Here is a 13,455-nt window from a genome sequence, read left to right on the forward strand (position 1 = left end):
TTCGCGCCCCAACGGGAGCAAGCTCCCTCGCCACAGGTCGCAGGTTTTTCTGCTTTAGCGCTTAACTGACTGGCATTGGGGCTTGCCCGCGATGGCGTCAGCCCCTGCAACACAAGGCTTAAACCATCCCTCCCAGCTTCAACTCACTCTTCAAATACGCGTAATAAATCGGCCCCGCCACCACTCCCGGCAAGCCAAACGCGGCTTCAAACACCAGCATCGCGAGCAGCAACTCCCACGACTTGGCACTGATTTGCCCGCCCACGATCCGTGCGTTGAGGAAGTACTCGACCTTGTGGATCACAATCAAATACCCCAACGCCGCCACTGCCACCCAGATCGACAGCGACAACGCGACGATGGTGATCAGGGTGTTGGACATCAGGTTGCCGATCACCGGCAGCAGGCCGAGCAGGAAAGTCAGCACGATCAGGGTTTTGGTCAATGGCAGGTGGATGCCGCACAGCGGCAGCACCACGGCGAGGAACACGGCGGTGAAGGCGGTGTTGAGCGCGGCGATTTTGATTTGCGCAAAGACGATATTGCGAAACGCCTGGACCAGCAGGTGCAGGCGGTCGAACAACGCGGCGGCCAGGGGTTTGCGCTTGGTCAGGTCGGGCACGCGCTGCAGCGCGATGATCGCCCCGAGCACCATGCCGATCAGCAAGGTGACGAACATATGGGCGGCGTCTTTGCCGACCAATTGCAGTTCACTCAGGTGCTTGCTCAGCCATTCGCCGATGGCCACGCGAAACTCGGCGGCGCTGGCGGGCAGGTAGGCGTCGAGAAACGGCGGCAGCTGGCCGCGCGCGCGGTCGACCACCCCCATGAATTTATCGAGCGAAGCGCCGGGGTTTTCCGCTTCGTGGAGCAGAAAGCTGATGGCGCCGGCGAAGATCAGCGCGAGCACGCTGACGATCAAGGTACCGAGCAAGGCCACCGCCAGCCAGCGCGCACGCCGCCCTTCGATCAGCCGTTGCAGTTGGGGGGTGAGCATGTTGACCAGTTCATAGACCAACAGGCCGGCCAGCAGGCTGGGCAGCAATTTCAGCGGCAGCACCAGCAGCAACCCGCCGAAAATGATGATGTAGCTGGCCAGCAACAACACATGACGCTGAGAAAACGTTGGCATACAGCCTCAAAACGAACGGCGTTAAAGGACGGGCAGTCTGCCAGCCTTGCGGGAATCAAGCGAGGGGGTGTGAAGGTTGTGAACACCGTCAGTGTGGGAGCGGGCTTGCTCGCGAAGGCGATGAGCCCGTCTCAGATGTACCGACTGGCACACCGCCTTTGCGAGCAAGCCCGCTCCCCCAGGAGATTTGCGCCGTCAATTGCCTTTGAGGCAAGTGCTCATGAATGCTTTACGCGCATCACCCGCCAGCGCCTTGGTTTTCGCCGACGCGTTGCAATCCTTCATCTTCTGTTGCTGCGGGGTCAGGGCCTTGGCGTCATTGGCCGCGGGCGCCGACAGGCAGGTCTTCATGAAAGCCTTGCGGTCATCGCCCTTGAGGGTCTTGGTGGCGGCTTCGGCATTGCAGGTGGTCATTTTGTTTTGTTGGGCGGTGGCGGCAAAACCCTGGGAACACAGCAGCAGGCCCATCATCAACAACGGAATACGCAGCATCTTCATGGAGTTTTCTCCCTGTTACCGTGCCGGAGGGCACAGCCTACAACGCAGTGTAGTCAAAACCAGTTACAACTTCACGGTAGCGCAGGCGCTGGGCCCGGCAGGCGGATGAAACAGGACAGGCGTGCGGTGTGGCTGGACATATTTCTGGATTCAAGGGGCGGGTTGTCTGGATCGCAGTATTAGCTTCGACCCAGACAGGGGATAATCCTGCCTCACCAACACACTGGGTTGCTTTCGATGCAATACGCGTATCCCCTGCTGGCCATTTTTATCTGGGCCGGCAACACCGTGGTCAACAAACTGGCGGTGGGTTCGATTTTCCCGGCTGAAATCGGCTTTTACCGCTGGCTGCTGGCGGCGCTGCTGTTTACCCCGTTCATGCTCAAGCCAGTGATTGCCAACTGGCCGCTGATCCGTCCTAACCTGGGCAGAATCTTCATCCTCGGCGTGCTGGGCATGGCCGTGTACCAAAGCCTGGCCTATTACGCGGCCACGCTGACCAGTGCCACCAATATGGGCATCATCCTTTCGCTGATGCCGTTGATGAGCCTGACCGCCGCCATCATCAGCCTCGGCCAACGCCTGACCTATGGCGCGCTCACCGGCGCGCTGCTGTCATTTGCCGGCGTGGTCGTGGTGGTGTCGTCCGGTAGCCTGGGCGCGCTGCTGCAACATGGCGTCAACCTGGGCGACGGCATGATGCTGGTCGCAACGCTGGCCTATGCGGTCTACAGCACGCTGCTGAAGAAATGGCAGCTGCGCCTGCCGCCGCTGGTGCTGCTGTATTTGCAGGTGCTGGTGGCGGTGGTGGTGCTGTTGCCGCTGTTCCTGTTCTCGGCCAAGGCCGGCTTGGGCTGGGCGAATATTCCACTGGTGTTGTATGCGTGCCTGCTGGCTTCGATGCTGGCACCGCTGGCGTGGATGCATTCGGTGAAAACCTTGGGGCCGAGCCGCACCACGTTGTTTTTCAACCTGCTGCCGTTGATCACCGCCTTGATTGCGGCGGTGGTGCTCAAGGAGGAACTGGCGCTTTACCACCTGGCGGGTGGCTTGCTGACCCTGGGCGGGGTGATCTTGTCGGAGCGCTGGACCACGCCGGTCAGACGTCATCACGACACATCCTGTTAAATCCGATAAAACTTTTCGCCCCTCGCGCGACTCACAACCTGTAGCGACCATGCCGGCAGAGCGTGGCGTAAAACCGGATTAGCCCCAGGAGATTGAGATGACTGAAGCACATTTGACTGACGTTGCGACCCTGCGCAGCCGCGCCCGCCAGAACGTCGAAAACGGTGCCGTAACCGAAGGCTATGACGCCGACCGCCAGGAAATCATCCGCTTGCTCAACGAGTCGCTGGCCACCGAGCTGGTCTGCGTGTTGCGCTACAAGCGGCACTACTTCATGGCCAGCGGCCTGAAAGCCAGCGTCGCCGCATCTGAATTCCTGGAACACGCCACTCAGGAAGCCGAACACGCCGACAAACTCGCCGAACGCATCGTGCAACTGGGCGGCGAGCCGGAGTTCAACCCAGACCTGCTGTCGAAGAACTCCCACGCACAATACGTGGCGGGCAACTCGCTTAAAGAGATGGTCTACGAAGACCTGGTGGCCGAGCGGATCGCGGTGGACAGCTATCGCGAGATCATTCAGTACATTGGCGATAAAGACCCGACTACCCGTCGCATCTTCGAAGACATCCTGGCCCAGGAAGAAGAACACGCCGACGACATGGCGGATATTCTGCAAGACCTCTGACAGGCCGCTTTTCAAACCCTCAGGTGGGAGCTGACCGCTTGCACCTGGGGTTTTATTTTGCCCTTTCACTTGCGGTTATACCGCCGTCTACCTGTCAGCTTTGACAGTAGATTTTCCAGCGCACCAGGGCTAATTAATACTTCCAACGCTCGCTGACGATGCCGTCAGCCGAATGCAAAGGGAGTAAACGCTCATGAAAAAGACCCACTTCATTGCAACGGCGATGGCAACGCTGCTGATCAGCCATGGCGCGCAGGCCCTGGATGCAAACGAAGAATTCACCCCGACCAAGGATGGCTACCAATATTTGGTCTATGCGGTGACGTGGCAGCCAGGCTTCTGCAAGTTGCGGCCAGCGACGGCAGGCTGCGACAAACCGCCGCAAAAGTTTCTCACCCATGGCATCTGGCCCTACAACGACAGTGTGGGCGACAAAACCAACCGTCATCCAGTCTCGTGCAACACCGCGCCGAGCTGCAAATCCACCACGCAATGCGCTATCAGCCAGGACACACTTAACGCTGTGGCCGCGGATCCGAGAATCGCTCCGCTGATCACTGTCGCTGCGCAAGGGATGCTCAACGACGTGTGGAACAAACATGGAACCTGCGCAGGCAAGACCGAGGAGGACTACTTCGCGGATTTTGCCAACCTGCGAAAAGTCGTGAGCTACGACGAACCTATGTTTAACGCCTGGATAGGCCACAGCGTGATGTTCGACCGGCTTAAAGCGGCGTTCCCCGGCAATACTGCTTTCCGTTGCTTCACATTGGACGGCAAGCAGTACCTGCATGAGGTGTTCTACATGATCAAGCCGGACGGCGCCCCGTATGAGGGCAACCCAAGCCTGCAAATCGGCCCGGCCTGCGCCTCACAGGAAACGTTCATTCCTAGTGGAATCTAGCCTTTCACGGTTTTCGGCGCCTTGCCTTCTTTCATCTGTTGCAGCAACGGTGCGCATTCATTGGGCTCGCCGCCACTTGGGGCAACCAGTGCGAGCAGCCCGGCGGCCGGGCCGGCGATCACGCCCAGTGCAACCATGCCCGCGCCACGCAGCGCCAGGGGAACGGCTTTCACTCCGGCATTGGGCTTGATGAACGGCCCGTTCACATACAACGGCGAGCGCAGGGAGAACAGACGAAAGCCCTTGGACTCCGGCGTAATGCTCAGGTCCAACTGCTCGGTCGCCATATTCACCGTGCCATCGACATAGATGATCGCGTTCTCGGTATCGAACACAAACAACCGCGTTGTCGCCAGGCCGGTCTTGATGCCGAAGTCCGCCGCGGCGCAGTTGATCTTCACTTCCTTGTCGCCAAACAGGCGCCCCACCACGTAGTTGCCCACGTTGAGGCCGGCGATTTCCATCAGGCCACGGCTGATGGCGCCGTCGTTGATCAGCATCTTCAGGTCACCATTGGACGTGCCCAACAGCGCGGCCACGGAGTTGCCGCGCCCGGAAATATCGGCGTCGCCGTTGAGTTCGCCAAAGCTGGTTTTCATCGGTTCAAAGCTGGGAAACAGCTGTTTGAGCTTGAAGTTACGCGCCGTCAGCTTCGCGCGGCCTTCCATCGGCGTGGTGCGCCCATTCAAGCGGATCTGCGCATCGAGCTTGCCCCCGGCCACGCCGAAGCGCAGGGGCTCAAGGCTCAGCTCACCATCGTTGAGCACCAGGTGCGTATACAGGTCGGTGAAAGGCAGTTCGGCGCTGTGCACAATGCGTTTGCCGGTGAATTCCACGTCGGCATCCATCTGGCGCCAGCGCTCGGTGCGAAACTCTTCAACCGGCAGCACTTTGGTTGCCGGTTGCTTGCTGTCTGCGCCACGGGCTTTCTGCTCGGCATTGGAGTCGGCGCCGATCAAGGGCGCCAGGTCATCCATCAGCAACTGGTTGGACACCAGGGCGCCGCTGAGCTTGGGCCGCGGCTGGCTGGCAACGTAGGCCAGGTCGCCGTGAATATCGCTGTTGCCGATCTTGCCGTTGAATTTTTCGTAGCGAAATGACGCGCCGCTGGCTTCATGCAGGTTGGCGATCAGGTGGCCATCGGTGGAATAGGCCGGTGAGTCCGGCAGGGTGACGCCGGTCAGCGGGTAGAGGTTGCCCAGGCTGGCGCCGGCGAGTTTCAGGCGCAGGTCCAGGGCGCCGAGGTTCAGCGGGTCGGTCAGGGTGCCGGCCAGGGCGATGCTGGTGTCGGCGATCTTGACCTGGGCCTGCAACGGGAACGGCTTGGCCGCGTCCTGCAAGGCGAGCAGCCCGCCGATCTTGCCGGTGCCGGCGAGCGCCTGGCCATGGTACTGGCCTTTGACCTTGAGGCCGAACGCATAGTCCTGCGGCGCCGAACCTTTCTCCAGGGCCTTTTTGGCATCGGCGTCACCGACGATTTCACCGAAGGGAATCGGTTTGCCCAGCGGGTCGATGATCACATCAAGCCGGGTCTTGAGGGTTTGGTCGTCGAGCGTGACGTGGCCTTTGTCGAAGCCGATGGCGCCAATATCCACCACCCAGCTGGAGGGCTCGGCGTCGGGGTCCTTGGGATCGAACTTGAAGGTCCAGTTGGCCCGGCCGTCAGCCAGACGCTGCAAGTCGGCGCTCGGCTCGGTGAGGTCGATGCGCGGGATCGCCACGCGCTGTGCCAGTAACGCCAGGGGCGAAATACGCAACTCGACTTTCTTGAGCGTGACCATCTGCGGTTGTTTGGACCAGTCGGGGTTACCCAGGCTCAGGTCTTCGGCGATCACATGGGGCCATGGCACCCAGGCCCGCCAGCCGCCTTCGTCGGGCTCGCGCTGCCACACCACCGCAAGGTTGCCGTTGATGGCGAACGGGCGGTGCAACTCTTCGGAAACCTTGGCGTTGAGGGTTGGCTTGATGCGGTTCCAGTCGAAGAACACCAGGACCAATACCGCAATGGCAATTAACAGAACGAAGCTGGCGCAGCTCCAGGCGACGATTTTTCGCGTGCGCGTCATTGCACAAAACTCCTGAATACGACCGGCTGGGCTACAGCCTTTGACACAGCTTATAGAACTACGACTGGCGAAGTGCCCGCGGGTTTAACGCAACGGCCGATTTAGCCGAAAAAAACGATTTTACTGATCAAGCAGACAGATTCGATCATCGACAGCGCACCATTGTTACCCAGGTTCGTGTCGAAAATACCCACCTCGGTGCAAAACCGCGTGCTTGAGAGGCTCGTTCTAGAGCCTCCGGCGGGAACAATCAATTCTGTTGATTATTACCATTGTGTTTATGAACTTTTATATCGACTTATCGAGAGTAGCATTAGCCCCGTACCCACTTTATCGCCCTCCCAAGGAGCAACCTTCATGAAACGCCAATTACTCGCTACCGTCCTGTTATCCGTCCTGGCTTCCAGTGCCTTTGCTCTGCCGGCCGCCGAACAGGCCACCCCGCAGAACAAAGCCCAAGCCATTCAAACCAGCCAGACCGTGGCTCGCAGCGGTTCGCAAGAAGATGAAAACCGTGACTACGCCAAAGGCGCCGTCGCTGAAAACGGTTCGGAACAGGCCAACAAACGCGCCTACACCGAAGGCCTGACTGAAGGTGGTAACGACCGCCTGCAAGAAAAAGGTCTGGTAGAAGGCGGCGCTGAACAAGCCAATGATCGCACCTATACCCAAGGTATTGCTGAAGGCGGTGCCGACCGTCTGCAAGACCTGCATCAAGCACAGAGCTAAGCCTGTGGCGGCCCAGAAAAAAGCCCGATCTGTCGATCGGGCTTTCGCTTTTATATAGACCGCGTCACGTCTCGCCCCCGCCAAGTTCGACGCCGGCAAAGCGGTTTTGCTAGAGTGCGTCGCTGTACTCGCCGACAAAGCCCATCCGCTCATGCTGCCCCGCGCCGAACAGAAGCAACAGACTCGCCTCGCCTTGATGGACGCTGCCCGCCATCTGATGGAGTGCGGCCGTGGGTTTGGCAGCCTGAGCCTGCGCGAAGTGGCCAAGACAGCGGGCATCGTGCCCACTGGGTTCTATCGCCATTTTGCCGACATGGACCAGCTTGGGCTGGTATTGGTCAGTGAAGTCGGCCAGACATTCCGCGCCACGATTCGCCTGGTGCGCCACAACGAATTCGTCATGGGCGGGATCATCGATGCGTCGGTGCGGATCTTTCTCGATGTGGTCTCGGCCAACCGTTCCCAATTCCTGTTCCTGGCCCGCGAACAATACGGCGGGTGCCTGGCCGTGCGCCAAGCCATCGGCGCCCTGCGCGAAGACATCACCCGCGACCTGGCGGCCGACCTCACGCTGATGCCCAAGCTGCAGCACCTGGATGCCGATGGCTTGCACGTGATGGCCGACCTCATCGTCAAAAGTGTCTTCGCCACCCTGCCCGATATCATCGACCCACCCGCCCAGGCCTTGCCTGCCCACCTCACGCCCCAGGCGAAAATCACCCAGCAATTGCGCTTTATCTTTATCGGCCTCAAGCACTGGCAAGGCCTGGGCAGCACCGAATAACCCCTCAGCCGGCCTTATGAAAACGCTTGGCCGTGGTGTAGTTCTTGCTCCAATAGGTATTGCTCAACGAATCGATACGCACATTCTTGCCGGTACGCGGTGAATGGATGAATTTGCCTTCGCCGATATACAGCCCGACGTGATTCACCCGCCCCTGTCCGTTGCCTTTGAAAAATACCGCGTCGCCCGGCTTCAACGCATTGCGCTTGATGGTCGCGGCGGTCGAACGGTGCATCGCAGCGGTGGTACGCGGAAGCTGAATGTTGGCTTCGGTCTTGAACAGATAGACCAGGAAACTGCTGCAATCGAACCCTTGTTCGACAGACGTGCCGCCCCATTTGTAAGGTGTGCCGAGCAGTTGATGGGCGCGGTCGATTACATCTTCGACCCCGGACGCTGCGTGCTTGGCAGCAAAGGTCGGCGGCGGTTGAAGCGTGGCCGAAGCTGAAGAGATAAAACACGACAAGCTGACAATGACTGAACAGATAAGTGACTTGAACATGATGAACATCGCGGTGGGTTAAACACGGCGCGAATCTTAAAGAACCACCACGTAAGCTCACGAAGGCCAATTCTCGAGCACTTGTAGGATATTTCCGTAAAAACTCAACAGTGAATATGGATGAAAGAAGTTTCATGCACTACACGGCCTGCCTCCAGGCAAAACGCCCTTTTCCAGTGCTATAAACCTCTCACGCGCACCAAATTGAAACACCGGTTGACGCCGTATATGCCCTATCCAGGCGCTCCTGCCCGTACTGACGGGAAATTCCTACGCGAATACCAGGTTGGCAAGCCCCTTGCTCTAGCTCCCTCATCGTTAGCTCCCTTATCGTTCTAGCTGGAAACCCTCTGATGCTGGTGATCCATCGCCGAATTGCCCCGCAAGCCCTCTGGGCCGCCGAACTGCTGCTGAACTTCGAAGCCCGCAGCAAAAGCCGCCTGCGCTGTTTCAGTGCCGACGGTGAAGACGTCGGCCTGTTTTTGGAGCGTGGGCAACCGCCGCTGCATGATGGCGAATTCCTACAAGCGGAAGACGGACGCGTCGTACGTGTCTGCGCACGCTCTGAACAACTGCTGCACGTCACCTGCCGCAATGCATTTGAACTGACCCGCGCCGCCTATCACCTGGGCAACCGCCATGTAGCCTTGCAGGTCGGCGATGGCTGGCTGCGCCTGCTCGATGACTACGTGCTCAAGGCCATGCTTGAACAGCTGGGCGCCGATGCGCAAACCATCGAGGCGCCCTTCCAGCCTGAACATGGGGCCTACGGCGGTGGTCATCATCACTCGCGCCATGGCGATGAAGACTTCAACTACGCGCCCAAACTGCATCAGTTCGGCGCGCGTCTATGAACCCAGCCTGGGCGCTGTTGCGCCTGGCCAGTCCGCAGTTGCCGATTGGTGGCTACAGCTATTCCCAAGGCCTGGAAATGGCCGTGGATAACGGCCGCGTCAGCGATGCCGCCAGCGCGCGACGCTGGATCAGTGATCAATTGCTGCTCAACCTCGCACGTTTCGAAGCGCCCTTGCTGCTCGCCCATTGCCGCGCCGCCGCTGAACAAGCGTGGCCACGCCTGGCGCAGTTGTGTGAACAACACCGCGCCAGCCGCGAAACCCGCGAGCTGTATCAGGAAAGCCGGCAGATGGGCTATTCCCTGCGACAACTGCTCAGCGGCTTGCCGGAGTTGGACGCCGACGCCCGTGGCTTCCTTGACCAACAACCTGAACCCCACCTGGCCCTCGGCTGGGCGCTGGCCGCGCGCGCCTGGGCGATCAGCCCCAATGACGCCCTCGCGGCCTGGTTATGGAGCTGGCTGGAAAACCAATTGGCGGTGCTGATGAAAACCCTGCCCCTGGGCCAGCAAGCCGCGCAGCGCCTGACCAGCGAACTGCTGCCGCTGTTGCAGCAAGCCCAGCAGGATGCCGACCACATCGAACCCGATCATCTTGGCAGCGCCGCCTTTGGCCTGTCTTTGGCGTGCATGGCCCACGAGCGCCAGTACAGCCGCCTGTTCCGTTCCTGAGGCTTTTTTGGAGAACCCAACATGAACACACAACCCCTGCGCGTCGGCATCGGCGGCCCGGTGGGCTCCGGCAAGACGGCCCTGACCCTGGCCCTGTGCCTGGCGCTGCGCGATCGCTACAACCTGGCGGTGGTCACCAACGACATCTACACCCGCGAAGACGCCGATTTTCTGGTGCGCAACCAGGCCCTGGCGCCGGAGCGCATCATCGGTGTGGAAACCGGCGGCTGCCCGCACACGGCGATCCGTGAAGATGCCTCGATCAACCTGGAGGCGGTGGACCAGCTCAACCGTCGTTTCCCCGGCCTGGACCTGATTCTGGTGGAGTCCGGTGGCGACAACCTGTCGGCGACGTTCAGCCCCGAATTGTCAGACCTGACCATCTACGTGATCGATGTGTCCGCCGGCGACAAGCTACCGCGCAAGGGCGGGCCCGGTATTTGCAAATCCGACCTGCTGGTGATCAACAAGATCGACCTCGCGCCGCTGGTGGGTGCCTCGCTGGAGTTGATGAACAGCGACACCCAACGCATGCGCAATGGCAAACCCTTTGTGTTCAGCAATCAGAAAACCGGCGTCGGCCTGGATGACATCGTCGCCTTTATCGAACGCCAAGGCCTGCTGACCGCCGCCTGATCCCCCTACGGAGCCTGCTTATGAACCTCAAAAACCTGTTCGTCGCCGCGGCTTTGCTGCTGGCCCCCACCCTCGCCTTTGCTCACCCGGGCCACGGCGATAATGGCCTGGTCGCCGGCATCAGCCACCCGCTGGGCGGTATCGACCACTTGCTGGCGATGGTTGCGGTCGGCCTGTGGGCGGCGCAGCAAAAAGGCAATGCACGCTGGGCGCTGCCGTGCGCCTTCGTCGGCACGATGTTGATTGGCGGCCTGCTGGGTTTCGAAGGCCTGCAACTGCCGGCACTGGAAAGCGGGATTGCTGCATCGGTGCTGGCACTGGGCCTGGCGGTGGCGCTGGCGGTGCGGCCCCCGTTGTTCGTGGCGGTGGGCGCGACGGCCTTGTTTGCGTTGTTTCATGGCGTGGCCCATGGTCTGGAGCTGCCGGACATGTCCAGCCCCTGGGCGTATGCGGCCGGGTTTGTGGCGGCGACCGCAGTGTTGCACGCGGCGGGTTATGCCACCGTTCGATGCTTGCCAACGGCTGCGGCACCACTGATTCGGGTGGCTGGAGCGGCGTCTGCGGCGACGGGCGTGTGGTTGCTCGCGGGCTGAACGTGATCGCCTGCAAGGGGAATCGCGGGGCATCAGTCAGATAGCTATGGGCTGCCCCGCCGCCACGGGAGCAAGCTCCCTTGCCACAGGTTCAGCGGCACATCCAGAGTTGTGTAGATACCTATGCCGATAGCGGTGGCGCAGACACCACCGTTCCCAAGCCTGCTACCATGCGCGCCACACCCCTGCCGTGACGACGCCAGCCGATGCCCAGCGCTTCCCAACCTCTCTTGAATTCCGTGCTCACGCACTTCCATGGCCTGATCGTGCCGCTCTGGCAGGGCCCAGGCTGGAATGCCGACCTGGCGTTGCCGTACGAGGCACTGGACGCCGATCACCACCCGCTGCCCCCACAACGCTACCGCGCCATGGCCTGTGCCCGGCAGTTGTACCTGTTCGCCAGCCTGATCGGCGAGCCCGATGCAACCTTTGCCGAGGAACGCGCCGCCGAATTGTTCCGTTCACTGCAACGGCACTTCCACGACGCCGAACACGGCGGTTGGTTTTACAGCATCGACCCGGCCGGGCAGCCACTGGATAAACGCAAAGACCTCTACACCCACGCCTTCATCATCTTTGCCTGCGCCCATTACTGGGCCAAGGTGCGTGAACCCTTGGTGGAGTCGGTGCTCAATGCCGCGCTGGCCGTGGTCGCCGAACGTTTCGCCAGCGGCGACGGCCTGTACGAAGCGGTGCTGGAGCGCAACTGGTCAACCCTTGGGTCCGGCCCCTTGCAGAACCCGCTGATGCACCTCGCCGAAGGCTTTCTGGCCACGCTGGCGGTGCGTGAAGATGCCATCACGCGCGACGCATTACTGGACTTGGCCACCGCCCTGCAAAAGCGCTTTATCGACCGCCAGCACGGCGTAATGATGGAAAAACCGCTGGGCGCTGTGGATAACTGGTTCGAGCCAGGGCACCAGTTCGAATGGTTCTTTTTGCTCGAATCGTCGGATGTGCTGCGCGATACAGCGCTGCATGCCTCACTGACACGCGCATTTGCCTATGCCGAGCAACACGGTGTGGATAAGTTGAGCGGTGCGGTCAGCGGCATGCTCGCCCTGGACGGCCGCGTGCGCGATGGCACTCAACGTATCTGGGCTCAGGCTGAATACCTGCGGGCGTTGACCCTGCGGCCCGGCAGCGAAGCGGTGTTGCAACGCCAGTTGCTGGCGCTGCAACAGAACTTCCTGCACGACAAAGGCTGGCACGAATGCCTGGACGCCAAGGGCGCGGTGAGCCGCCGGGATATGCCGTCGACCACGCCGTATCATTTGGCGACGTGCTATCAGGGGCTGATCCAGCACTTGGGCTGACTTGAGTGGCCTCTTCGCGAGCAAGCCCGCTCCCACACTTTGAATGCATTCCAAGCATGGGAAACGGGCTTGCTCGCCAAAGCGTCACCTTGGTCTGACGTGCCTTACGCAATCCACTTACGGTCGCCCGTAAAACTGATCGTCAGCCAGCGCGCCGCATCCGGCGTGCCGAGCGCTGTGGATATCTCTTCGCGCAGCCCGTCCAGGGTCGCGACGTTATCCACCGGGTAATCCGCCGGCAACACCACATGAATTTCGATGAACCGTGCGCGCCCGTGCTTTTGCACATAGGACACGTAATCGTCGAAGCCATGCCTGGCCTGGGCCGCGTCCATCACTTCGCGTACTTTGTCGTCCAGGTGATCCGGGGCAATCCCCAGCACCTCACGCAACGCCGGGCGCAGGATTTTGAACGCCGGCGCCAGCATGCTCAGGGCCAACAGGATCAGGATCAGCGGGTCGACGTACATCGCCCACTCGCCATAGCCCTGGGACTTGAGCAACAGCGCCGTCAGAAAGCTGATCAACAGGCCCACCGACAGCATCGCGTCCACCAGCCAGCTGATGTTGTCGAACTGGATCAGCGAGGATTTCAACGTGCGATTGCGGTAGCGCACATAGAAGAAGTAAGCGAACTCCACCACGGTAAACACCGCCGCATACACGATCACCAGCCCCAACTCGATCTCGCGCCCGCCATTGATAATGCCGAACACGCCGTTCAGGAATGCATAGATCGCGATCAACAGCAGAAAGCTGCCTTCGATCAACAGCACCATCGGTTCCAGGTGCCAGTAGCCGAACTGGAAACGCTCGTTGCTTTTCTTGGCGATCAGCTTGGCCGTGATCAGCATCAGCACCTTGATGGCGGTAGCGATCAGCGAGAAAAAACCGTCGAACAGAATGGATTGGGCGCCGGATACCACACCCATGACAATCCCGGCGATCGCGACCGCGAACATCAGGATGGTCGATTGTTTGAGCAGTGCCTGCTCACCTCGGTTACTCACATTT

The 13,455-nt window shown here is 60.5% G+C and carries 15 protein-coding genes; 10 read left to right on the forward strand and 5 right to left on the reverse strand.

The window, feature by feature from the left end; translation table 11 throughout:
• Positions 1-118 precede the first annotated feature (118 nt).
• Entirely contained in the window at positions 119-1,132 is a 1,014-nt protein-coding gene (locus tag Q1V60_RS05515) for an AI-2E family transporter (RefSeq protein WP_049710256.1), read from the reverse strand.
• 195 nt (positions 1,133-1,327) lie between these two features.
• Complete coding sequence (locus tag Q1V60_RS05520) at positions 1,328-1,630, reverse strand: PsiF family protein (protein ID WP_300628192.1); 303 nt, start codon at positions 1,628-1,630, stop codon at positions 1,328-1,330.
• A gap of 237 nt (positions 1,631-1,867) precedes the next feature.
• On the opposite strand from Q1V60_RS05520, the gene Q1V60_RS05525 reads away from it, so the two are divergent.
• From Q1V60_RS05525 to Q1V60_RS05535, 3 genes are all read left to right on the forward strand, one after another.
• Positions 1,868-2,758 (forward strand): DMT family transporter, encoded by an 891-nt coding sequence (locus tag Q1V60_RS05525; RefSeq protein WP_300628194.1) that lies wholly within the window; start codon positions 1,868-1,870, stop codon positions 2,756-2,758.
• A 97-nt stretch (positions 2,759-2,855) separates the two neighbouring features.
• Positions 2,856-3,386, forward strand: a complete 531-nt coding sequence (locus Q1V60_RS05530) for a ferritin-like domain-containing protein (protein WP_300628197.1) — start codon at positions 2,856-2,858, stop codon at positions 3,384-3,386.
• A 193-nt stretch (positions 3,387-3,579) separates the two neighbouring features.
• Positions 3,580-4,290 (forward strand): hypothetical protein, encoded by a 711-nt coding sequence (locus Q1V60_RS05535; protein ID WP_300628199.1) that lies wholly within the window; start codon positions 3,580-3,582, stop codon positions 4,288-4,290.
• On the opposite strand, the gene Q1V60_RS05540 is transcribed toward Q1V60_RS05535, so the two are convergent.
• Positions 4,287-6,356 (reverse strand): AsmA family protein, encoded by a 2,070-nt coding sequence (locus Q1V60_RS05540; RefSeq protein WP_300628201.1) that lies wholly within the window; start codon positions 6,354-6,356, stop codon positions 4,287-4,289. The genes Q1V60_RS05535 and Q1V60_RS05540 overlap by 4 nt on opposite strands.
• Before the next feature lie 357 nt (positions 6,357-6,713).
• Here Q1V60_RS05540 and Q1V60_RS05545 point away from each other — a divergent pair, with 357 nt between their 5' ends.
• Complete coding sequence (locus Q1V60_RS05545) at positions 6,714-7,085, forward strand: hypothetical protein (protein WP_300628203.1); 372 nt, start codon at positions 6,714-6,716, stop codon at positions 7,083-7,085.
• Between the two features lie 151 nt (positions 7,086-7,236).
• Entirely contained in the window at positions 7,237-7,869 is a 633-nt protein-coding gene (locus tag Q1V60_RS05550; protein WP_017526383.1) for a TetR family transcriptional regulator, read from the forward strand.
• Positions 7,870-7,873: 4 nt separating this feature from the next.
• On the opposite strand, the gene Q1V60_RS05555 is transcribed toward Q1V60_RS05550, so the two are convergent.
• A complete protein-coding gene (locus Q1V60_RS05555) occupies positions 7,874-8,371 on the reverse strand; it encodes a C40 family peptidase (RefSeq protein WP_300628208.1) in 498 nt (165 codons plus the stop codon).
• Positions 8,372-8,724: 353 nt separating this feature from the next.
• On the opposite strand from Q1V60_RS05555, the gene ureE reads away from it, so the two are divergent.
• The 5 genes from ureE (at position 8,725) to Q1V60_RS05580 (ending at position 12,441) form a co-directional block, all read left to right on the forward strand.
• A complete protein-coding gene (ureE, locus tag Q1V60_RS05560; protein ID WP_300628211.1) occupies positions 8,725-9,225 on the forward strand; it encodes an urease accessory protein UreE in 501 nt (166 codons plus the stop codon).
• Positions 9,222-9,896: an urease accessory protein UreF gene (locus Q1V60_RS05565; RefSeq protein ID WP_300628213.1), complete on the forward strand. Its 675-nt coding sequence runs from the start codon at positions 9,222-9,224 to the stop codon at positions 9,894-9,896. The genes ureE and Q1V60_RS05565 overlap by 4 nt, the downstream gene beginning before the upstream one ends.
• Before the next feature lie 21 nt (positions 9,897-9,917).
• Positions 9,918-10,532, forward strand: coding sequence for an urease accessory protein UreG (ureG, locus tag Q1V60_RS05570; RefSeq protein WP_003188109.1), 615 nt, complete (start codon positions 9,918-9,920; stop codon positions 10,530-10,532).
• Between the two features lie 20 nt (positions 10,533-10,552).
• Positions 10,553-11,125: a HupE/UreJ family protein gene (locus tag Q1V60_RS05575; RefSeq protein WP_300628217.1), complete on the forward strand. Its 573-nt coding sequence runs from the start codon at positions 10,553-10,555 to the stop codon at positions 11,123-11,125.
• A 206-nt stretch (positions 11,126-11,331) separates the two neighbouring features.
• Positions 11,332-12,441, forward strand: a complete 1,110-nt coding sequence (locus Q1V60_RS05580; protein WP_300628219.1) for an AGE family epimerase/isomerase — start codon at positions 11,332-11,334, stop codon at positions 12,439-12,441.
• A gap of 104 nt (positions 12,442-12,545) precedes the next feature.
• Here Q1V60_RS05580 and Q1V60_RS05585 read toward each other — a convergent pair whose 3' ends face one another.
• On the reverse strand, positions 12,546-13,451 hold the full coding sequence (locus tag Q1V60_RS05585) for a cation diffusion facilitator family transporter (RefSeq protein ID WP_300628221.1): 906 nt from the start codon (positions 13,449-13,451) through the stop codon (positions 12,546-12,548).
• Positions 13,452-13,455: the final 4 nt, after the last annotated feature.

It is taken from the genome of Pseudomonas sp. (genome assembly GCF_030147005.1).
Classification (GTDB): Bacteria; Pseudomonadota; Gammaproteobacteria; order Pseudomonadales; family Pseudomonadaceae; genus Aquipseudomonas.